Raw genomic sequence first — 20,301 nt, 5'->3', positions numbered from 1 at the left:
TGGTTTTTCTTTACGAAGGTTCACTTGGGGTGAGTCCAGCTTCGTATGGAACCTCTGAGTGAACCGCAGACTAACCTCTGCGGTTTTTGTGTTTCTAGGCTGATAGTTCACCCTTCCCGTTCGTCCCACCTTTAATCAACTCTCAATCATGCTGCACACAACCCTCGGATTCTTTTTTGGATACTTTTTTTGGACCAGGCAACGTTCCGGGTGAGTTTGTCGTGCACTCTTCACACAACCCGGAACGACAACGTTCCGGGTTTTTTCATGCCAAGCGTTCAATCCTTAAACTTTTTTCCCTTTTCCCTCAATTCAAGGAGACTCCCGTGCAAAAAGCGAAACTCGTTGCGAAAGCTCATTCCGACCACACAACTGTCATTCACCTTTCTGAAACGGTGGCAGTTGGCGGACAAGATCTGTTAATTGTGGGCGGTCCGTGTTCCGTCGAAAGTCAAGCGCAAATGGACGCGATCGCCAGTCGCTTAGTTACGGCTCCGATCCAGGCTTTGCGGGGTGGAGTGTATAAGCCTCGCACATCTCCTTACGATTTCCAGGGCATGGGATTGGAGGGTTTAAAGGTTTTAGCATCGGTGCGCGATCGCTATGGTTTACCTGTGATTACGGAAGTCATGGCAATTTCGCAGATCGAAGAGATTGTGACCTATGCCGACGTGTTGCAGGTGGGTAGCCGCAATATGCAAAATTTCGACTTACTCAAAGCGCTGGGGCAGACCCATAAGCCAATTGTATTAAAACGAGGATTAGCTGCTACCGTCGAAGAGTTTGTCATGGCAGCAGAATATATTCTTAGCCACGGCAACCCCAATGTGATTTTGTGCGAACGTGGCATTCGCAGCTTCGATACTTATACGCGCAATGTTTTAGATCTGGGTGCGGTAGTTGCGCTCAAACAAATTACCCATCTGCCCGTGATCGTAGACCCCAGCCATGCCGCTGGAAAACGGGAACTCGTGCCCAATTTGGCAAAAGCAGCGATCGCCTGTGCTGCCGACGGCATCATGGTCGAGTGCCATCCAGACCCCGAAAACTCTATTTCTGATGCGCGTCAAACGCTTGCTTTAGACGACATGATGGAATTAGTCGAGAGCCTGCGCCCCATCGCGGCAGCCGTTGGCAGAACCATGCCAACTGGGATTGAACGCCTACCTCAACTGGCATTTGTCGCGTAAGGTCATCCCATTTACCGCCAATGGATCAAAATAAAAAATCCCTAGCGGAACGCCAGGGATTTAATTCAGGGTGCATCTACCATTCCCTTTCTCACAGGAATGGATAGTCCATCAGGAAAAAATTGGAAAAAACTGGATAAATCTAGCAACATTGATCCGACTTCGGGCTGGGATGGGATACCGATTTAAGCAGACTGCACGGCACATCACTCTTCTGTAAGGGTGCATGGCGATGCGTCCCTACGAGCTCTGGTGCAATCGCTCATTAAATTGGCATGACTAAAAAATGCCCCTGGAGTCGATTGCAATCGGGTAGGGTCTTATCTCCAGCCACGCTGGTTGGGGCTTTGGGTCTGGAGTGTCGCGCCCGCATGGCGCGACACTCCAGACCGGGCACAAGTCGCTGTTTTGGATCGCAAAGATTTGACGTTAACGTAAAAGTTTGGTAAAAATAGAATGTGAACGAAAAAATGCGGATTGGTGAATTAGCTCAACGGGCGGGTGTAACACCCCGAACGATTCGCTATTACGAAAGTCTTGGGTTATTGGGACCCAGTGAACGCGAAGGAAAAGGCTTTCGATATTACACAGACGTTGAATTGCAACGGTTAGAAAAAATTGCAGTTTTGAAAGAACTAGGACTTAGCCTGGAGGAAATTACAACCGTGATTCCGCTCTATTTTGGCGATCCGACGCGATTGCAAGGCAAACGCAAAATTGTTGAAATCCTAACGCAACACCTGCAAGAAACTGATGACAAGATCGAATCGCTGACTCAATTTCGCTCAGAACTAAAGTCCAGCATCGATCGCATCCAACACTGGATTGATGAACAGGTTGAGACTCAGTAAGATAATTTTTTGCCTAAAATCTAACGTTTACGTAAAGGTAAAAATAAAAAGTTCGGATTCAATACTATAGCGCTTCGCGCTCCGCTGTAGCCAGGTTATCTCGCTGAAAGGTATGCTCCGCATAGCGTTCAAAAAATAATCTGTACTCCACTCGATTACAAATCACGATAAAACAGGGCGGCGATCGCCCTATCAATCTAACGTTAACGTAAACCCTAGTGAATTGAGGTCAATCATGTTACCTCTCCATGAAAATTTAATTCTCAGCGCTTCTGATGAGGTTGCACATCCGTCTGAGCGATCGCTCCCGGCTACCTCACCTGCCACCCCATCTACCGTCCCTAACTCGGAACGTTATCACCGAGGTTGGACTAAACTCCAGGAGATTGATGGTGCTGCCGGTGAGCGAGTGATCGACAGCTTGCAGGCGATCGCCCCAGATTTAGGAACTTACATTATTGAGTTTGGCTTTGGCGATATCTACTCCCGTCCGGGACTGGATTTGAAATCCAGAGAAATTGCCACGGTGGCAGCACTGACTGCCCTGGGTAATGCCCAACCCCAACTAAAAGTGCATATCCAGGGGGCGTTGAACGTAGGCTGTAGCCAGCAAGAAATTGTCGAAGTGATTCTGCAAATGGCACTGTATGCCGGATTCCCAGCCGCATTAAATGGCATGGCTGTTGCCAAAGAGGTGTTTGCTGACCAATCCGGAGACTAGCGATTTGTGGCATCCTCACCTGATACGGATGGCATCTAGTTTCTATCCCCAGATGAATGGTTGACCCGTGAGGAGGCACTTAAAATGACTGGAACGTTAGCGGGTCAAGATGTCGTAGACCGTAGGTACTTTTTCAGAAGCGTTGCGCCAAGAAGTTCACCAAAACAAGAGTCGCGTCACGGTAATTGAACCCGGTTTGGTTGCCAGAGAATTGCCCCAACATATTACCGACCCTGCCGCAAAAGCGCGGGCAGACGACTTCTACGGCTCCCTCAAAACTCTAGAAAGTGAGGATATTGCTAATGCGATCGCTTATGCCGTCACTCAACTGCCCCGTGTAAATGTGAATGAAATTTTAATTCGCCCCACAGAACAAGAAAGGTAAGGAGCAAGTAGCTCATAGCTAACAGCTGACAGCTATTAGCTAACAGCCAACAGCCAACAGCTAACAGCTCATAGCCAACAGCTCATAGCTAACAGCCAATAGCTCATAGCTAACAGCTAACAGCTAATAGCTAATAGCTAACAGCTAACAACCAACTCAACACGTTTAGAAGGAACAGACGCAGATGAAAACACGCAAATTAGGACAACAAGGGCTTGTCGTTTCCGAATTAGGGCTTGGCTGCATGGGCATGTCAGAGTTTTATAGTGGTCGGGATGATGATGAGGCGATCGCCACAATTCAACGGGCGTTAGATCTGGGTATCACGTTGTTGGATACGGCAGATATGTATGGTCCCTTTACCAATGAACAGTTGGTAGGTAAGGCGATTCGAGGTCGGCGCGATCAGGTTGCGGTTGCCACAAAGTTTGGTAATGTGCGCACCGAAGAGGGGGGATGGCGCGGCATCAGTGGTCAGCCTGACTATGTGCGACAAGCCTGCGATGCGTCGCTCAAACGCTTGGGTGTAGAGGTGATTGACCTGTATTATCAACACCGAGTTGACCCCACTGTGCCGATCGAAGATACGGTGGGGGCGATGGCGGAGTTAGTTCAACAGGGTAAGGTGCGCTATCTGGGATTGTCGGAGGCAGCACCGGAAACCATTCGACGGGCACATGCGGTGCATCCCATTACAGCCTTGCAGACGGAGTATTCGCTCTGGAGCCGTGACCCGGAAGATGAAATTTTGCCAACTGTACGGCAGTTGGGAATTGGGTTTGTGCCCTACAGTCCTTTAGGTCGAGGCTTTTTGTCTGGAGCGATCGCCAGTCCCGATGACCTGGCAGAAGATGACTATCGTCGTGTGGCACCGCGATTTCAAGGCGAAAACTTTTACAAAAATCTGCAACTGGTTGAACAAGTGAAAGCGATCGCGGCTGCCAAAGGTGCTACTCCGGGGCAGTTGGCATTGGCATGGTTGTTGGCACAGGGCGATGATCTGGTGCCGATTCCGGGGACAAAACGGCGTACGTATTTAGAAGAAAATGTTGCAGCCGTGAATGTTCAGCTAACCGCCGATGAACTTCAGCAGATCGAACAGGTTGCCCCCAAGGGTATGACCGCAGGCGATCGCTATGCCGATATGAGCACAGTCAATCGCTAAAGCTCTGATCAACCTGACGGATGAGTTGGGCAAAAACGGCACGCCGTTTTTGCCCAACTCATCCGGTTGGAGAGGTGATTGTAAATTTTGTTGCCAGTGATCGGGGGGAATTCTTGAGGAATGCAGGAATTTTGGTCAGAGCTTGCGATCGCCTTTTACCATAAAGGATCAGAATGCAAGTCGGACATGGAGAGTGTACATGGGAACTTCAGTTGTGGTAGATCGCGATAACTTTACCACCGATGTCTTACAGCAGTCGTTTGAAAAGCCTGTATTGGTCGATTTTTATGCGACCTGGTGTGGTCCTTGCCAGATGCTAAAACCCATGCTCGAAACACTTGTAAAAGAGTATGACTTTGTCTTGGCAAAGGTTGATATTGATCAAAATCCCGATCTGGCACAAGAGTATGGCGTCGAAGGGGTGCCTGATGTTCGGGTGGTCGTTCAGGGCGAAGTGATGAATGGCTTTGTCGGTGTTTTGCCCGAACCTAAACTCCGCGATCTGATGACACAGCTGAAGCTCAAGTCTGAGTTAGAAACTGGGTTAGAAGCGATCCATGTTGCCAGGGTGGCGGGAGATGTCGAAGGTGCTAAGCGGTTGTTTGAGACACTCAGCGAAAAATATCCTGACAACCGTAAGCTGATTATCGAAGCGGCTCGATTTTTGTTGAGCCAAAATAGGCTGGATTCGGCTGAGAAGCTAGCCTGCAAAATTCAAGACCACGAAAAAGAATTTTTTACTGAAGCGCAAACGATCAAAACGCTGATCCAATTTAGGCGGGAAGCCGAAAATCCGGTGATCAATGGCGAGTTGGATCAAACGTACTTTGCCGCTGTGCAATCTGTTTTAAGTGGCGATTATGAAGCGGCTCTATCCGATTTCTTAAAAATTGTCGGCCGCGATCGCAAGTATCGCAACGACAGCGCCCGTAAAGCCATGCTGATGATTTTTGGGCTATTGGGCGATGACCATACGCTGAGTAAAGACTATCGCAAGAAACTGATGCAAGCGCTCTACTAAACGTCATCCGCGATCGCGTGCCAAAGGTGTGGTGCAAACCTTGATTCATGGGGGGGCAGCAACGGCAAAGCCGTCGCTGCCCCCCCATGAATCACAGGACGGTGGTTTTTTGAGCCTCAGGGACGTGTTGCTTTTTCGCCCTTATCGAAATGTTTAGTTTTTTGTATCTACGCAAAGAATTGAAAAGTGTCCCCTGGAGTGATACAGTCCGATTTGTATAGGAAAGTTAACTCCAGCCGTTAGGGTTTCGTCGCATACATGCAGCAAACATTATCACCTCATCTTGAAATCGCTTCTAACCAGAGTTCAAGAGGTATTTCTGCATTGGAATCTGGTCAGTCTCTTGAAAAAGGAACGTCGTTGATTGATCGGCAGCTTAAACCGTTACGTCTAATTGCTATTGGAGATAGTTTAATTTACGGGTTTGGCGACCCAGAAGGTGGTGGCTGGGTTGAGCGATTGCGCCGCCAATGGATGTCATTTGATAGCCCAGGTCATGCCCTCTACAATTTGGGAGTGCGGGGGGATGGTGTTCGTCAGGTCTCTCGCCGCTTAGATTGTGAGTTTCGCTGTCGGGGTGAACTGCGCCATTGTCTCCCCGATGTCATCATTCTTTCGGTGGGAATTAATGATTCGGCACGGGTCGGTAAGCCCACGGGTCGAAATTTAACAGACTTTGATGAGTTTAGGGCAGAGCTGAGTAGTTTATTGATCCAGGCGCGGCAACTCTGCAAGGTAATTTTTGTCGGGATGCCGCCCGTTGATGAAACGAAAATGCCGTTCGTCAATCTGTTGTATTACACCCATGCCGAACAATATCGGTATAAAGAAGTGACGCGGTTAGCCTGCGCTTCGTTGCAAGTTCCCTATTTAGATGTGTTTGACCAATGGCTGGCGCGAGGCGATGACTGGTGGCGATCGCGTCTTTCTCCGGATGGGTTACATCCCAATTCTTTAGGATATAGTTCGTTGCTGCAAGACGTGACTGCCTGGGAAGAGATGCGATCGCTGCTCAACCCCAGTTAAGTGAATAGACCTCTTGCACATTAAGTTTTTGGGATGAGTTCGAGTAGGGGCTTCGTCCCCGCCCAAACTAATCTACAAGCGATCTAATAATGATCTAGCCATGCTCAATAGCGTGAACTGCACGTCGTGAGGGAGCGATGGCTCCGCCATCGCTCCCTCACAAGGCATTGGATTTACGTCAAGCCACCATGCCTAGCACCCCAGACTATCGCGGGTTGAAACGCCAGTGACCGGATTAACCCCATCGGCGCGATCGCAGAGCTGTTTAATCTCATAGCGATCGAGGATAGCGTTGGTAAAATCAGCCCCGGTGATGGTCACATTCTCAAAACTGGTGCGGGTCATGGTGGCATCGGTCAGGATGGCATTGGTCAAGTTTGCCCCCACCAAAAATACGCGATCGACCAAAGCACCTGTCAGGTCTGCCGATTCTAAGTTGGCATTCAGCATCACTGCCTTGGTCAAAATGGCATTGCTGAGCTGGGCATTTTGGAGATTGATCTGTCGCATTTCTGCGGCGACAAAGGTTTTTCCTGTTAAATCTTGACCCGAAAAGTCTTTGCCGATCAGGTTGGCGTTGCTGTAGTTGACACTATCGACCTGGGCGATCGCCGGTGCCGCACTCAACACCAGCCACAGACAGGCTAAGCCGATCACCAGCCACAGCCCAACAAAACGTAGGATCAGTTTCTTCATCGCAGTTCTAAGGATCCTCATAAAAATAACTTGAATAACTGTTTTGGGAGAGTGCGGCGGAGCCGCACTCTCCCAAAACAGTTGTGGGTTTTAATTTTGTAAAGGTCCTAAAGGGCGATCTAGTACAGCAAAACGAAAGTTTTGTAAGGGGTGAAGGGGTGGAACCCCTTCTTGGGGGCAAAGCCCCCAACCCCTCATGTTGCAACATTTGGTGTTTGCAACACGAGTTCTCTGTCAGGTATTTGTTTAGTAGCTGAGTTCGCTATCCGCCGATGGCGCTACCCAATCCGCACCGACTCGAATGGTTAAGTCAGAATCGAGATCGCCAATCGATGCTGCCACTACCTGACCCAGCCCTAATAGATCTTTGAGCTGACCGGCATCCTCTAAGTTACCGCGTTGCACAATAATTTGGGTTTCGCTTTGCTGATCCGACCAATCTCGAATTAAATAGACATTTCGGAACCCCAGATCGCGGAGAGAATCGGCAAATTCCTGTCCGGCATTGGGATTGTCTGTCGCATTTTGTACAGCGATCCGGAGATTTTCAAATTCTCTCGGACGAGCGGCGATCGCATCTGCCAGCGGATCAACCTGAAAATATTCCTGCATCACCTGGTCGCGTCCAGCACGATCCAGAATCCAATAGCTCGCTACATACTCGTCTGGTGCGCTAAAGCGACCGGGCAGCATCACCATGCGCAGGTCTTCTCGTTGCAGCCCCAGCCCAAAGTTTGCCAGAGATAGCATTTCATCCATCGATAGATTGGTATCAATGTATCTTTGGAATAACTCGATCGCCTGGGGTATTTTGGGAATCACCGTTGGGTTCATCAGGCGATCGCGCAATGCTTGAAGCAATTGTTGTTGTCGCTGTACCCGTCCCACATCGCCATAGGCATCGTGACGAAAGCGAGCAAACTGCTCTGCCTGGTCACCATTTAGCACTTGACGTCCGGGTTGCAAATCAATATAAAGCTGCTGAGTGTCGTCTTCATAAACCATTCGATCGGGGACATAGACCTCAACCCCGCCCAGCAAATCGACTAATTCACGAAAGGCTTCTGTGCTGACTCGAATGTAGCGATCGATTTGGACATCATTCAGCGTGCCGCTAACTACCTGGGCTGCCAGTTCTGCGCCGCCAACGGTGTTCGCATGATTGATTTTAGCAATGCCTTCACCGGGCACCCGAACGCGAGTATCTCTTGGAATTGATAGCAGGCTAGCCGTATTGGTTTCGGGGTCAATGTGGATTAGCAACATCGTGTCGCTTCGACCCGAAAAAATTTCATCCGAGCCTTCCGGCGCTTCTAACACCTCGTCAATTCCCATCACTAAAATGTTGATGGGGCGAGTAATCCGATAACCAAAGCTCTTGCGCCAGAGATCTGTAAAAGAAGGGGGTTGTCCTTGGGTTTCAGGGGCGATCGTCGGGGGTACGGGCACGGTCAACATCAGGGTGGCACCCAGGGTTGCCGAGACGGTTGCCGTCAGTGCCAAAGCAGAACCCCAAAAAAACCAGCGAAGCGGTTTAACGTGCTGGGCTGGAGGGATGGGTTGAGCGGGAGCAGGATCGGGTTGGGCTACGAATGCCGGGATTTGCGTGATCCCGTCGGTGCTATTAGCTTCAGCCTTACTGGTTTGTACCTCAGACTCTTGTATTGACTTTCCCACTCCGGCTCACACCTCTAAATTTTCTACGTTTACAAAATTAGTTTTTGACGTTTTAATCAGACGTTTTATATCGCTATTGCATGGCTGCTTAAGACGGAGTTCAGGGATGGAACCCCTGGTTGGGGTGCGGTTCCCACGTTTCCTGTCCCAATTTTTTGCCCAATTTTCTTGACAGTGGCTATAAATGTATCACTCTGTAAAGAGCATATTACGCTTGCTTAATATATTAGCCTCTAGTGATTATAAGCGAATGTGTCAGACAACTATCTGTATAGGAATAAAGCGTTCTGTATTTCATTAAGACAGCTTTTTAAGCAACTGGCAGTCTATCAAGTGACAGAATTTTGGCTGGTCATAAAGAAATAGAGCGATCGCCCGTCTGATTTCCAGGCAATTTGGCATCGTTTCATTATCTATGTGCCATCTAGTTGATAGCGCTGTCATGGGGATGTGTGCCGTCCCGATTCTTCTCGCCCACCCTAAGTTTCACCAACTTTGCCGAGATTCCGGAAGATCTTGGCTCAAACTCCCCAATATTCAGCCGTTTGTCTTAGGGTCACAAATTAATTAAAACCCGCAGATTTACTTCGGAAGCGCGGCTCCGCCGCACTTCCAAAAGTAAATCTGCGGGTTTGTTAAATCTACGCTCCTTAGTATCTGCGACACCAGATGGGAATGGATTGCATTGCACAATCAAAACCCATTATCTGTATACCATTACTCCAGATTCTCAGTTTTCCCAGGCAAATCTTAGAATTCTCTCAGTTTTCCATCAGAACAAACTCAGGTGAGGCAGTCACTATAGTAATCAAGTTGAGTCAAGCAAATCGAAATCGAAACCGAAAGGTCGCTTCTATCAACTACTTGATCCGCTTCAGTTCATCACTCAGAGGAGACTCCTAATGAAACGCTTAATGATTGCCACCTTGTCTGTTTTGGTTTTGTCTATCGCTTTAGCTCCCGTTGCTAGTGCTGCGGGTAGCGCAAATACAACGACATGTCCTTCAGAAGGAAGTATTTGCACTGGCTCTGGTGGAGCGTCTGGGCGATAAATCTAGACTTCAACCAACTCTAGCGAGGGCTGCGTAAGAGCTACTTGCTAGAAGCCCAATAATTCTCTAGTCCGTTCATACCTTAGTCAACTGATAACAGCCGTTGAAGTAAGAATAGCAAAATCGATACAGCATTCTATTCACGGCTGGCTCTCGTCTCTACTACTAGTCCAATACTTAATCCGAGGAAATCGACCATGAAACGCTTAATGATTGCTACGCTGTCTGTTCTAGTTTTGTCTGTTGCTTTAGCTCCTGTCGCCAGTGCAGCAGGTAATGCAAATACAACCACATGTCCCGCAGAAGGAAGTATTTGTACAGGTTCTGGTGGCGCATCCGGTCGGTAGACCCAGTTTGCTGCCCAGCGTTTGAAAGGTAGGGCGTTATCAGTCTTCGCGATACTCACCAAATGGAACGCCCTATCTGGGATCGTGGATTTAATAAAACCGCAGATTGATTGTTGGAAGCGCGGCAACGCCGCGCTTCCAACAATAAACTTCCGGACTCTGATGAATTTGTGATCCTTAAGTCAACCATTGGATTTTGAATCATCCTGATTGTAAGGAGACCTATTATGAAACGCCTAGTGATTGCTTCCCTATCAGTTTTAGTGTTGTCTGCTGCTCTAGTTCCTGCGGCGTATGCAGGTCGTGCCAATACAACTACCTGTCCTGCTGAGGGTGGGATTTGTACAGGATCTGGCGGCGCTTCTGGTCGCTAAGTAGTGGATTCATGTAAGGCGATCGCCTTCCTTCGCGATCGCTTTCCAATTGCGATGAAGACATTAGATATCCAGTCTTACGCGATAACATGAGCACCAATTAAAGTGTTGAAAAGCGGCGCATCGCGCCGCTTTTCGAGTTTATATTGGGCTGAATTGGAACGTGAAACCGAAGGTTTCACGTTCCAATTCAGCTTCCCGATCAATCTCGTAGGGAATGAATCACTTGCCGTTTGATGTTGACAAAATGAGGGGTGAGTTTGATATCTAAGTCCCGATGCTGGGGTAGATCAATCGGCACTTCCAGCTTGATCCGGCCGGGTCGCACGCTCATGACATAGACCCGTTGCGATAAGAAAATTGCTTCTTCTACATCATGGGTAATCATCAAGACCGTGGTATGAGTTTGCTCCCAAAGTTCTAAGAGAAACTGTTGCATCTGTTCTTTCGTTTGGGCATCGAGGGCACCAAACGGTTCGTCCATCAACAGTACTTCTGGTTCATTGGCTAAGGCACGGGCGATCGCTACCCGCTGTTTCATGCCGCCAGAGAGTTGTTTGGGGTAAGCATTGGCAAACTGGGTCAGCCCCACCACTCGCAGATAGTACTGAATTCGTTCGCGCTGCTCGGCTCTGGGCATTTTGCGCAACTGTAGCCCAAAGGCAATATTTTGAGACACTGTTAACCAGGGATAGAGCGTATAGTGCTGAAACACCATGCCCCGGTCGGAACCAGGTCCCCCCACGACATTGCCATCTACCAACACCTTGCCCGAGGTCGGTTGCACTAACCCTGCAATGATATTGAGCAACGTTGATTTTCCACACCCCGAAGCCCCGACTAAGCAGACAAACTCTCTTGGGTAGAGTTGCAGATTAATATCTTCCAGCACGGTCAACTGCTTCCCTTCAACCCGAAATGATTTGTACAGATCACGTACTTCCATTTTCGGTTGACTGCCAGGAGCGTCTGCAACACGGCTCACCTGCTGTGCTCCTTGATGCTTGAGATCGATCGCTGTGCTGATGTTGAGCATAAAGAACGTCCTAAACAGCAATGGTGGAGGGAGGGTAAATATTTCATCAGGTTAAACCGAGGGGCAAGGGTTAAATGTGGAGTCAGATACAAAAGCCAGCGGAAGGATCAATAAGACTGTTCAAATGAATCTGGCACTCTCATCATTTTGGACGAAATTGATCCGCGATGACTCTCTTGCAAACCGAATCCTGCCCAAAATCAGGGCATCTAGCAATTGAGTAGATGGTCAGGACGGTGTAGGTGTGGGGGCTGCGCCCCCAGCCAGGGGTTCCACCCCTGCACCCCGTTCAACCAGCCTCTCGGCTGCTATGAAACTGACATCGCCAAACCCTTGCTAGCTGCGATCGCTAAACCGTGAGGTAATATCTCTCAGCTGAATGATACCTAATGCGATCGCAATGGCGTCGCCAGAAAATGTAAAACCGCTGATTGAGTTTTTCGACGCCATTCAGAAATACCTGAACCCGTTGCCAGACGTGCAAAAGCGGATTCAGTCGCTGGGATATGCGAAAGGTAAACTATTGCCTACCCGTGAAGTCGGGACGCACTTGTTTCAAAAACTAATTTATGAAAGCGATTGCCTCTTTATGAATAGTTGATGCTAGTTACATAGCAACTCAACTATTTCTGCACTGATTCAGAAGCTTTGTTTTTCAGATACCAGTAAAGATTTACAACAGTTAGATCTGGTATCTCTTTCCAGTTGGACGGGACAAGCGCTTTATATCCGTAGCTTGGAGCTTGCTGTTCTATGTAAGACTCATACTCTTGCCGAAAGTCGGTATTGACAATAAGTTTTAGTTGGTCACGTAAAGCCAGGAAATGAGACTTTAATTGCAGGCTTTCGTAAAGTATCTGTTCTTGAGGTTTTGCTATCTCGATATCTAGCTGAAGATTATATTCGTTAGCTGAGGTAATCGATACATCTTTACTGCCGTAGTCCGCATTACCTAAAAGATCCTGATCACTTTGTGATAATTCTTGTGTCCAATCAACTTGGTTTTGCCAGGATACTAATCCTGCAACATCATGAGTATGAATTCGAGTTAACTCGGGGAACAAGAAAGTTAGCTCATCTGAAGATTGGCAATTATCAATAATATTGATGGAGTCTTGACGAATCTTGTCTTGAAGCCTGAAAAGTCGATCGCTGACCATCTCATAGGCACCCTGTAACTGGAAAGTCGTAACAATTGCTTGCTCAATCGCCCAAACACATTCTTGCCTACGGAGTTGACCAGCGGAGCAACTTCCTTCCAATAAGTGAGGATTATCATAACGGGCTAAAGCTTCAAACAACATATCTCTAGAACTGCTAATCTCTGAGTTTCGAAGACCATCATCTTGCAGTTTCAAAGCTAATTGAAAGCGCTGTATTGCTTTTACAAAGATTCCATAAGACTCAATGAGAAGAGTTCGATGATGTCTAAATTCAACATCATTGGCAACCTGGTTAATTCGCTGAATAATTTCGACTTCTGCTCCCCTTAAAGCTTTACTGAGATCAATAAAGCCATCCTTAACTTCTGTTCTTAATTGTTTTACATCTTCTTTCAGTTTAAGGGTTTGATGTAGATTCACTGCCCCTAAGACAACGCCAGCTACTGTGCCAACGCCTATTAATGCTGTTGTTGCTTGTAAAACACCCACACTATTTTGAAGTGCTTTGAGTCCCGATTGAATGACATCAAGTTTACGATAAGTCTTTTGAAATCCAAGATGAGACTGAAACATTTGAACTCCTGTAATCAGGGGAGAGATAGGAGTTGGAGGAAAAAATGGAAGAGGATTTTCGCCCTCTAATATTATTCCTTTAGTTTTTTGTATTAAAGACCCCTGATCGATAAAGCTAGTTGCTATAGCTCTGAACTGACCTGTTACTACATCCCTGGCTATGCCAATAGGTGTTCCATCCGCACGTCTGACAACTTCATATAGACCTTTAGAAATTTTTTCTTGGACTTCGGGAGAAAAGACAAAAGTACTAGATGCGCTAGAAAAACTTAGAATGTCAACCATGGTTGGAGTAAATTGTAATTAAATCTGGGAATAATCAAGGCATATTCTAATTCCCAGATTTAGTCATTTACCTCGGAGGTTTTACGGATGAATGAATATCTCAAGTCTTTTCAAGAAGTACTCCAATCTACAGAACAAATATTGGATACTGAGGTGCAATTATTGCATTCTGTGGAAATCCAGCAAGCTGCTTCGGTGTTGCAAGAATCTGTATCAAAGTGTGTTGTAGATTTAAGGTCATCTGCGGATAGTCTTAGGAAATTACTGCAAAATAGCCTGAACGATTTAGACCATGCTAATGATGTTTGGCAGAGCAAGCTGAGAATTTCTAGAGCGTCAAGCTTAGAAATATGGCAACAAATAGGAGAAATTAGTGGAAGTCAGGTCAGGATTCAAGATATAGGCAACGCCTCAAAAATATCTGTTATAGAAGAAATAAAGGAAGTATGGGAAACTCAGATTGCAAAGCTTAGAATAAAGCATTTCGTGGATAAAAATAATAAATCTAAACTAGGAGTCGGATGGAGTGAGAAGGATACTTTTTTAAAGGAAATCGAAGCTGAAGTATATAATCTTTCTAAAGAATTTGAGCGAATTATCGAAAATCGATTTCAATTGCTGCTTAAAGAAGTTGAAGCAGTTGATTCAAAGATGATTCAATCTAGTCTTGATTTGCTTGACTCACGAGGAAAGTGGAAAAAAAGAATAGAACTTGAGGAAAATAAAAAAGAGTTTGAAAGTTATTTTCGCGATATAAAAAATCTTTCAGATCAGTATTTAGTATCCTTTAAAGATACTTTAAGTCCGACTTTGGAAAAATTTAAAAAACGTATGTCTGATGTTTTGTGGGATGAAGTGCTTGATTACAAGGGAGAAGTTTCTCATAAAATTGAAAAGCGAATTAAGTTGCTTTTTGATGACAGGCTGAAATTAGTAAAAGACTATTTAGAACAATTATTTATTTTTTATTCTAATCTTTTAGAACTCCAAAATCGTTGCCAGCAAGAGACCCTAGAGCAAAGACTGACTGAAGAAATGTGGCTTAATAAACAAAGGCAGGAACTTCAGAAAGTTCAGTTGGGAATTGAAGCAATAATTAATCCTTTTGCTTCTTTAGATTACACGCAAGATTTGCATCAAAAAGAAGATTCTCTTAATCCATGAGGAACAAAATAGGTAGATTTTTTTCTGTACATAAATATAAAAACTGAATACTGAAGAGTTTGTCTATTAGAGTTTTGACTTCATTGAAGTTTGTGGTTAATAGTCTAATGCTTAACGTATGACTGTCCAAGTCAGCACAATATTTTGTGCTGTTTTATGTTAATCACTATTCATGTAAATTTTGTGATGAACATGTGGGCTGCCTTAATTAAATTTTATGGTTGAAGAATTAAACTCTGAACTGCAAGCCTTGAAAGCCTCCCTGGTAGATCAGGGAGTGAAGTATGTCCTGGCAAGCTTTGTGGATATCCACGGGATGTGTAAGGCAAAGTCTGTACCCCTGAGCCATTTTGGGCAGATGATGGCGGGTTCGGAACTGTTTACTGGTGCGGCATTGGACGGCGTCCCGCAAGAGGTCAGTGATGAGGAAGTGGCTACCTATCCTGACCCTGGTTCTGCAACAATTTTGCCCTGGAAGCCGGATGTAGTCTGGTTTGCCAGTGATTTGTATTTAAAGGGTCAGCCGTTCGAAGCTTGTTGTCGCGGTATTCTCAAGCGGGTGCTGGCAGAAGCGGCGGAGATGGGTTTTACCTGCAATATGGGGGTTGAGACAGAGTTTTTTATCCTTAAAGAGGAAGACGGTCAGCCGGTTCCCATTAGCGATCGCGATACTCTGGCAAAGCCTTGTTATGACCTGCAAGGATTGCTGGATAACTATGAATGGGTGACAGAAATTGTCGAAGCCATGAATAGCATGGGTTGGGATGTCTATTCGTTTGACCATGAAGATGGCAACGGACAGTTTGAAACAGACTTTACCTATTGCGATGCCTTGAAAATGGCGGATCGGCTTACTTTCTTTAAGCTGATGGTCAAGGAAATTGCTCGCAAGCATGGTTTCTTTGCCACCTTTATGCCCAAACCGTTTGCCAACCGAACGGGGAGTGGTGCCCACTATAATATGTCCCTGGCTGATATTAAAACGGGTGAGAATCTGTTTGCTGATGCTGAAGATCCTCGTCGGTGTAGCTTATCCACCCTGGGCTATCAGTTTATTGCTGGCATTCTCAACCATGCCCCGGCAATTTGTGCGGTGATTGCACCGACGGTCAACAGCTACAAACGATTGATTGCCAGAGGCAGTATGTCTGGTTTTACCTGGGCACCCGTTTACATCTGCTATGGCAACAACAATCGCACTAATATGTTACGAATTCCCCTGGCAGGGGGGCGGGTGGAATGTCGGGCTGCTGATATTTCCAGCAATCTCTATCTGGGGGCGGCGATGATTTTGGCAGCTGGATTGGAAGGAATTAAAGCCGGACTCGACCCCGGTGAACCCCATACCGAAAATATGTATACCTATTCCCTCAAAGAGTTAAAGGAAAAGGGCATTGCCATGTTGCCCCGGACGTTAGGAGAAGCGATCGCGGCTTTTGCTGCCGATCCGCTCAGCGAACAGGTGATGGGTTCTTTGATGTATCAGACCTATATCGATTTTAAAAATCAGGAATGGGAGGAATACCATACCCATGTTTCAGACTGGGAGATACAGCGATATCTCAAATTCTTTTAGGGGGTTGCATCTTATACCGTATTGATGGAGGGAATACAGATGGTGGATCAATCTAGTTTTGCAGAGTCTGATTTTGCTTTCTCGCCTCCTAAAAGGCGCTATCTCAAACCTTCTGTATTTTGGAGCATTCGCCAAGGATTTCCCCGGTGGCTGTCAATATTGATTGTTACGATCTCGTTAGCCATCCCATTGATTGCCTGGTCAATTGTCAGTTATGCCGGATGGGTAACGCCAATGTTTTTGCCCACCCCGACCTCGGTGCTGATGTCGGGCATTGAGATGTTTCGAGACGATAATTTGATTGTGGATGTGGCGGCAAGTTGTAGTCGCGTAGCCGGGGGCTTCCTGGTCGCTGCTATCATTGGTGTGCCGATGGGCATTGCCATGGGTACGTTTTACAGCATGGAAAGCCTGTTTGCACCGATTGTGGGCACCGTTCGCTATATGCCTGTGGTGGCGTTTGTGCCCTTGATTGTGATTTGGGTGGGATTGGGCGAACCGTCGAAGATTTTAATCATTTTCCTGGGAGTGGTGTTGTATAACGCCATGATGGTCGCCGATGCGGTCAAATTTATTCCCAATGAAATGATTAATGTTGCCTATACGCTGGGGGCAAACCGTCTTGATGTGTTGTTCAAAGTCATTGTCCCGGCGACGTTTCCCAGTGTTCTAGATACCATTCGGGTGAATATTTCCGGGGCATGGAATTATTTGGTGATTGCTGAACTTGTCGCCGCGCAAAATGGATTGGGTTTCAAAATTGTTCAGTCTCAGCGATTTTTGCAAACGGAAAAAGTATTGTTCTGCATTGCTGTAATCGGGCTGATTGGGCTGGTGATTGACTACGGGTTGAAATGGTTTTCGGCATGGTTGACCCCCTGGGCAGATCAAGCGCGCCATTAAAGGCTAGAGGCGATCGCGTGCGATCGCCTCTAGTCATCCACCCCAATACCCAGTTCAGTCGATTGCTGGGTCATAGGGAATCACGTTTTCTTGCTCTTTCGGATCATTGCGAGCCACGATCGCCTGGGCTGCTTCTGTCTCACTCAAATTAAACGGTTGATGGGGCACACCCGGTGGGATAAACAGAAAATCCCCTGCTTCATTGATCACCGATCGCTTTAAGCCTTTGCCATAGCGGGTTTCAACCCGTCCTTTGAGTAAATAAATGGCAGTTTCAAAGTCTTTGTGAAAATGCGGTTCGGCACTGCTGCCGGGTGGAATAATCACCAGATTCATCGAGATGCCGTTGGTGCCTGCGGTAGCATTGGAAATCCCAAAAAAGTAAGGCAATCGCTGGCGTGTCATGGTTTCTTCTACCGGATGCACGGTGACGATATCCGCATCACTAATGGCAGGGGTGGTCGTGGCAGATGGAGAGGACAGAGAGGTCAGATTCGGTTCAGTCATGATTACTCGATGCCAAGCGCAGCATCGCACGCTCTACCTCTCTATCTTGGCTCAGGTTAGGCAGTGTTACGGATTTTAGGCATGAATTTGCCGGGGAAACCGAAGGTTTCCCCGGCAAATTCATGCCTTGCTTAAGCCAGTTATAAAATTTGGGATGAGTGCTGCACGGAGCGGTTAGGCAGACCGGGAAAGTTGACCAAAGCGGCGATCGCGTCCTTGATATGCCAATAAAGCTTGATGAAAGGCGGCTCGGTCAAAGTCAGGCCACAGGCGATCGGTAAAATACAACTCGGTATAGGCTAATTGCCACAGCAAAAAATTGCTTAAGCGCATCTCGCCACTGGTGCGGATCAACAGATCGGGATCGGGCGTGCCAGCCGTGTAAAGGGTTTGGCTAATCAATGCTTCATTTACCGCTTCCGGAGCAAGTTCCTGTCGTTGCACTTGTTCGGCAATCTGGCGGCAAGCATTTACCATCTCCGCACGACTGCCATAGTTCATCGCCACGGTAAAATGAATCGCCTGGTTATTCATGGTTTCAGCGATCGCCCGTTCAATTTCCCGTTGTAACACCTTCGGTAATGCTGCTAGATCGCCAACAAACGAGATTTTGACTCCTTCTCGTTGCATTTCGACCAACTCTCGCCGCAGTAACCGTTCAAACAGCAACATGAGAAAATCGACCTCTTCGGTAGGACGCCGCCAATTTTCGGTCGAAAACGCATATGCCGTTAACGCCCCAATGCCCCAATCTTTGCAACAGCGCAACAGGTCTTTGAGCGTCCGGGCACCCTGGCGATGTCCTGCAATCCGTGGCAATCCCTGGTGAGTTGCCCAACGGCCATTGCCATCCATAATTACAGCAACATGGTGCGGCAACCGTTGCGGATCGAGGTCAGATGGAAGCGTCGTGAATGAAAGGTTGGTTGTCATAGCAGAAATTAGGGATGAGAGATGAGGGATGAGGGACGGTAGAGACGCGATTCATCGCGTCTCTACGATTAATTTCATGGGTAGGTGTTGGGAATGTTTGCAGAGGTATGGGGTGAGGGATTTTGATCGTGAACTCAATACCTCAACCTTAAGACTTCATCTTTTATCCTTCCCCGTTATCCACGGCGATCGAAACTCCTCGGTTCCCCGGTTTGCCAAACAGGTTTTCTAAGTATTCCTGACTCAAGCCGTTGTGCCAACGATGGAGCCGACAGAGAGTACGGATGCAGGTATAGATGAATGTGGCTCGATTCGTCCAAGTCCAGGTGTGCCAGGACAGGACATGGGTCATGCGGCTAAGGGTACCGATCAGGCTACTGCGATCGCGACTATAGCGAATTCGTCCATTCATAGTTTTCAGTAAGGTGTGGCAAATTTTGAGCAGCGAGGTATCCGGATATGCCCAGACCCCAAAGCCCCAAAATTTTGTCATGTGGTTGATTTCATCGATCGTTAGTTCTTCTAAAACGGTCTGGAGCGCTCCGGTCGTGTGCGCCATCAGCCAGAGATAGAGACAGGTTGCGCCATATTCAGTGGCAACCCGGTGCAACCCATGACGGTACAGATCGGTTTCCGGGTCGGAAGAGGGTTGATAGAGTCGGGCAGCATGGGGAGTCGGGCTAATTTTTTCGCCGCTAAGCTGCGTGTAGAGTTTTACCAGTGCAGGCGTGTGTTGCCGTTCTTCTTTTTCCCATAATCCGGGTTCTAGCAAAGAGCCATCTGGAGCCAGAGTGCCGCCAACAACGTTAGCCAGTTGGGGATGCAGTGTTTCTAAATAGCGGCGACTGGTTTGGGTATAGGTTCGAATGGGTGCTTCTGTATCGATCGCCCCTTTGAGGACTGCCAAAAAGACATCGGGCTGGATGCCAATAATCTGAGTGCGATCGATCGCTTGCCAGGAAATCGGTTGCCATGGACGGGTTTGGGGATGGACAAACTGTTTGGGTAGGTCTGCAAGGCGATCGCTTAAATGGTCGAGGGCTAGATAGCGATCGACTAAAACCGCAATACGGCGTTGGAGTATGCGGTAGGACGGTGGCAAGTCGGGCTGACCTGCCCGATCGGGTCGCAAGCGATCGAGAGAATAAGTACTCGTCATACGATCCTCAAGGATATTTGGGTATGCGGCAAGACTGGCTGGGGAATGTGTGGTAGATGGGGCAACCGTCGGTTGCCCCATCTACCACACATCCAGAATCACCAACGTCAGGTGTTCATTAGCCTAGAAAATGGCAGTAGCGACTGTCAGTCGGCAAAGGTCGGCAATTTTGGCTCCCCAAAAAGTCGGAAAAGTCGGGGAAAGAATAGAGAAGGTTATGCTGTTAAAAAACTCTCATCGATCGCCGAGCAATGGATGCTAAAGCTGTCTTGACATGGGTAGATACGTTGGTACTGGCAAAGACGGGTGAACGTCTGAACGAACTGCAACGAACGATTCTGAAACTCGTTTTGCAGGGACGCAAGTATGTAGAAATCGCTGCCTACTACGGTTGCACAGAAGGTCATGCCAAAGATGTCGGGTCTGATTTATGGAAATTTTTGTCGCAAGCCCTGGGCGAAAAAATTACGAAAACTAATTGCCGCAATGCCCTAAAA

21 protein-coding genes are annotated in these 20,301 nt (G+C 47.4%); 14 read left to right on the top strand and 7 right to left on the bottom strand.

All coding sequences use genetic code 11. The features are described from left to right. Positions 1-281 precede the first annotated feature (281 nt). The 7 genes from ACR6Z4_RS27300 (at position 282) to ACR6Z4_RS27270 (ending at position 6,359) form a co-directional block, all read left to right on the top strand. Positions 282-1,190: a bifunctional 3-deoxy-7-phosphoheptulonate synthase/chorismate mutase gene (locus ACR6Z4_RS27300; RefSeq protein WP_479720522.1), complete on the top strand. Its 909-nt coding sequence runs from the start codon at positions 282-284 to the stop codon at positions 1,188-1,190. Between the two features lie 470 nt (positions 1,191-1,660). Then, positions 1,661-2,041 carry a MerR family transcriptional regulator gene (locus ACR6Z4_RS27295; protein WP_479720521.1) on the top strand — a complete coding sequence of 127 codons (381 nt, stop codon included), beginning with the start codon at positions 1,661-1,663 and terminating at the stop codon, positions 2,039-2,041. A gap of 385 nt (positions 2,042-2,426) precedes the next feature. Beyond that, positions 2,427-2,762, top strand: coding sequence for a carboxymuconolactone decarboxylase family protein (locus tag ACR6Z4_RS27290; protein ID WP_479720520.1), 336 nt, complete (start codon positions 2,427-2,429; stop codon positions 2,760-2,762). Positions 2,763-2,904: 142 nt separating this feature from the next. Further along, a complete protein-coding gene (locus ACR6Z4_RS27285; RefSeq protein WP_479720498.1) occupies positions 2,905-3,147 on the top strand; it encodes a hypothetical protein in 243 nt (80 codons plus the stop codon). Positions 3,148-3,331: 184 nt separating this feature from the next. After that, a complete protein-coding gene (locus ACR6Z4_RS27280) occupies positions 3,332-4,312 on the top strand; it encodes an aldo/keto reductase (protein WP_479720497.1) in 981 nt (326 codons plus the stop codon). Between the two features lie 199 nt (positions 4,313-4,511). Further along, positions 4,512-5,333: a tetratricopeptide repeat protein gene (locus ACR6Z4_RS27275; RefSeq protein WP_479720496.1), complete on the top strand. Its 822-nt coding sequence runs from the start codon at positions 4,512-4,514 to the stop codon at positions 5,331-5,333. A 315-nt stretch (positions 5,334-5,648) separates the two neighbouring features. Further along, on the top strand, positions 5,649-6,359 hold the full coding sequence (locus ACR6Z4_RS27270; protein WP_479720519.1) for a GDSL-type esterase/lipase family protein: 711 nt from the start codon (positions 5,649-5,651) through the stop codon (positions 6,357-6,359). A gap of 192 nt (positions 6,360-6,551) precedes the next feature. On the opposite strand, the gene ACR6Z4_RS27265 is transcribed toward ACR6Z4_RS27270, so the two are convergent. After that, the gene (locus tag ACR6Z4_RS27265) at positions 6,552-7,055 is read right to left on the bottom strand and encodes a pentapeptide repeat-containing protein (RefSeq protein ID WP_479720495.1); all 504 of its coding nucleotides are present in this window, start codon (positions 7,053-7,055) and stop codon (positions 6,552-6,554) included. Between the two features lie 246 nt (positions 7,056-7,301). After that, on the bottom strand, positions 7,302-8,732 hold the full coding sequence (locus tag ACR6Z4_RS27260) for an LCP family protein (RefSeq protein WP_479720494.1): 1,431 nt from the start codon (positions 8,730-8,732) through the stop codon (positions 7,302-7,304). 1,249 nt (positions 8,733-9,981) lie between these two features. Between ACR6Z4_RS27260 and ACR6Z4_RS27255 the strand changes: the two genes are divergently transcribed. Together ACR6Z4_RS27255 and ACR6Z4_RS27250 are read left to right on the top strand one after the other, a co-directional pair. Further along, on the top strand, positions 9,982-10,131 hold the full coding sequence (locus ACR6Z4_RS27255) for a hypothetical protein (RefSeq protein ID WP_479720493.1): 150 nt from the start codon (positions 9,982-9,984) through the stop codon (positions 10,129-10,131). Between the two features lie 227 nt (positions 10,132-10,358). Further along, positions 10,359-10,505: a hypothetical protein gene (locus ACR6Z4_RS27250; RefSeq protein ID WP_479720492.1), complete on the top strand. Its 147-nt coding sequence runs from the start codon at positions 10,359-10,361 to the stop codon at positions 10,503-10,505. 202 nt (positions 10,506-10,707) lie between these two features. Here the strand turns inward: ACR6Z4_RS27250 and ACR6Z4_RS27245 are convergent, their stop codons facing one another. Beyond that, the gene (locus tag ACR6Z4_RS27245; protein WP_479720518.1) at positions 10,708-11,451 is read right to left on the bottom strand and encodes an ABC transporter ATP-binding protein; all 744 of its coding nucleotides are present in this window, start codon (positions 11,449-11,451) and stop codon (positions 10,708-10,710) included. 713 nt (positions 11,452-12,164) lie between these two features. Further along, the gene (locus tag ACR6Z4_RS27240) at positions 12,165-13,562 is read right to left on the bottom strand and encodes a hypothetical protein (protein WP_479720491.1); all 1,398 of its coding nucleotides are present in this window, start codon (positions 13,560-13,562) and stop codon (positions 12,165-12,167) included. Between the two features lie 87 nt (positions 13,563-13,649). On the opposite strand from ACR6Z4_RS27240, the gene ACR6Z4_RS27235 reads away from it, so the two are divergent. From ACR6Z4_RS27235 to ACR6Z4_RS27225, 3 genes are all read left to right on the top strand, one after another. Beyond that, positions 13,650-14,726, top strand: a complete 1,077-nt coding sequence (locus ACR6Z4_RS27235) for a hypothetical protein (protein ID WP_479720490.1) — start codon at positions 13,650-13,652, stop codon at positions 14,724-14,726. 217 nt (positions 14,727-14,943) lie between these two features. Next, positions 14,944-16,302 carry a type III glutamate--ammonia ligase gene (glnT, locus tag ACR6Z4_RS27230; RefSeq protein ID WP_479720489.1) on the top strand — a complete coding sequence of 453 codons (1,359 nt, stop codon included), beginning with the start codon at positions 14,944-14,946 and terminating at the stop codon, positions 16,300-16,302. A 39-nt stretch (positions 16,303-16,341) separates the two neighbouring features. Beyond that, positions 16,342-17,205 carry an ABC transporter permease gene (locus ACR6Z4_RS27225; protein ID WP_479720488.1) on the top strand — a complete coding sequence of 288 codons (864 nt, stop codon included), beginning with the start codon at positions 16,342-16,344 and terminating at the stop codon, positions 17,203-17,205. Between the two features lie 54 nt (positions 17,206-17,259). On the opposite strand, the gene ACR6Z4_RS27220 is transcribed toward ACR6Z4_RS27225, so the two are convergent. The 3 genes from ACR6Z4_RS27220 to ACR6Z4_RS27210 form a co-directional block, all read right to left on the bottom strand. Beyond that, positions 17,260-17,712: a cupin domain-containing protein gene (locus tag ACR6Z4_RS27220; protein WP_479720487.1), complete on the bottom strand. Its 453-nt coding sequence runs from the start codon at positions 17,710-17,712 to the stop codon at positions 17,260-17,262. A gap of 174 nt (positions 17,713-17,886) precedes the next feature. Next, entirely contained in the window at positions 17,887-18,645 is a 759-nt protein-coding gene (locus tag ACR6Z4_RS27215) for an isoprenyl transferase (RefSeq protein ID WP_479720486.1), read from the bottom strand. 163 nt (positions 18,646-18,808) lie between these two features. Beyond that, a complete protein-coding gene (locus tag ACR6Z4_RS27210) occupies positions 18,809-19,804 on the bottom strand; it encodes a ferritin-like domain-containing protein (RefSeq protein ID WP_479720485.1) in 996 nt (331 codons plus the stop codon). Positions 19,805-19,849: 45 nt separating this feature from the next. On the opposite strand from ACR6Z4_RS27210, the gene ACR6Z4_RS27205 reads away from it, so the two are divergent. Together ACR6Z4_RS27205 and ACR6Z4_RS27200 are read left to right on the top strand one after the other, a co-directional pair. Next, positions 19,850-20,077 (top strand): hypothetical protein, encoded by a 228-nt coding sequence (locus ACR6Z4_RS27205; RefSeq protein ID WP_479720484.1) that lies wholly within the window; start codon positions 19,850-19,852, stop codon positions 20,075-20,077. After that, positions 20,056-20,301, top strand: a 246-nt coding sequence (locus ACR6Z4_RS27200) for a helix-turn-helix domain-containing protein (RefSeq protein WP_479720483.1), incomplete at its 3' end; no start/stop codon positions are given. The genes ACR6Z4_RS27205 and ACR6Z4_RS27200, both read left to right, overlap by 22 nt.

The sequence above is a fragment of the Calyptranema fuscum S582 genome (assembly GCF_055793305.1).
Note: the sequence above shows the minus strand (reverse complement) of the source record. Positions and strands in the feature narration are given on the sequence as shown.

Excerpts from the sequence above, each read along its gene's own strand:
- ACR6Z4_RS27295 (WP_479720521.1), top strand. The coding sequence starts at position 1,661 with ATGCGGATTGGTGAATTAGCTCAACGGGCGGGTGTAACACCCCGAACG.
- ACR6Z4_RS27280 (WP_479720497.1), top strand. The coding sequence starts at position 3,332 with ATGAAAACACGCAAATTAGGACAACAAGGGCTTGTCGTTTCCGAATTA.
- ACR6Z4_RS27275 (WP_479720496.1), top strand. The coding sequence starts at position 4,512 with ATGGGAACTTCAGTTGTGGTAGATCGCGATAACTTTACCACCGATGTC.
- ACR6Z4_RS27265 (WP_479720495.1), bottom strand. The coding sequence starts at position 7,055 with ATGAAGAAACTGATCCTACGTTTTGTTGGGCTGTGGCTGGTGATCGGC.
- ACR6Z4_RS27255 (WP_479720493.1), top strand. The coding sequence starts at position 9,982 with ATGAAACGCTTAATGATTGCTACGCTGTCTGTTCTAGTTTTGTCTGTT.
- ACR6Z4_RS27250 (WP_479720492.1), top strand. The coding sequence starts at position 10,359 with ATGAAACGCCTAGTGATTGCTTCCCTATCAGTTTTAGTGTTGTCTGCT.
- ACR6Z4_RS27245 (WP_479720518.1), bottom strand. The coding sequence starts at position 11,451 with ATGGAAGTACGTGATCTGTACAAATCATTTCGGGTTGAAGGGAAGCAG.
- ACR6Z4_RS27240 (WP_479720491.1), bottom strand. The coding sequence starts at position 13,562 with ATGGTTGACATTCTAAGTTTTTCTAGCGCATCTAGTACTTTTGTCTTT.
- ACR6Z4_RS27235 (WP_479720490.1), top strand. The coding sequence starts at position 13,650 with ATGAATGAATATCTCAAGTCTTTTCAAGAAGTACTCCAATCTACAGAA.
- glnT (WP_479720489.1), top strand. The coding sequence starts at position 14,944 with ATGGTTGAAGAATTAAACTCTGAACTGCAAGCCTTGAAAGCCTCCCTG.
- ACR6Z4_RS27225 (WP_479720488.1), top strand. The coding sequence starts at position 16,342 with ATGGTGGATCAATCTAGTTTTGCAGAGTCTGATTTTGCTTTCTCGCCT.
- ACR6Z4_RS27220 (WP_479720487.1), bottom strand. The coding sequence starts at position 17,712 with ATGACTGAACCGAATCTGACCTCTCTGTCCTCTCCATCTGCCACGACC.
- ACR6Z4_RS27215 (WP_479720486.1), bottom strand. The coding sequence starts at position 18,645 with ATGACAACCAACCTTTCATTCACGACGCTTCCATCTGACCTCGATCCG.
- ACR6Z4_RS27210 (WP_479720485.1), bottom strand. The coding sequence starts at position 19,804 with ATGACGAGTACTTATTCTCTCGATCGCTTGCGACCCGATCGGGCAGGT.
- ACR6Z4_RS27205 (WP_479720484.1), top strand. The coding sequence starts at position 19,850 with ATGTGTGGTAGATGGGGCAACCGTCGGTTGCCCCATCTACCACACATC.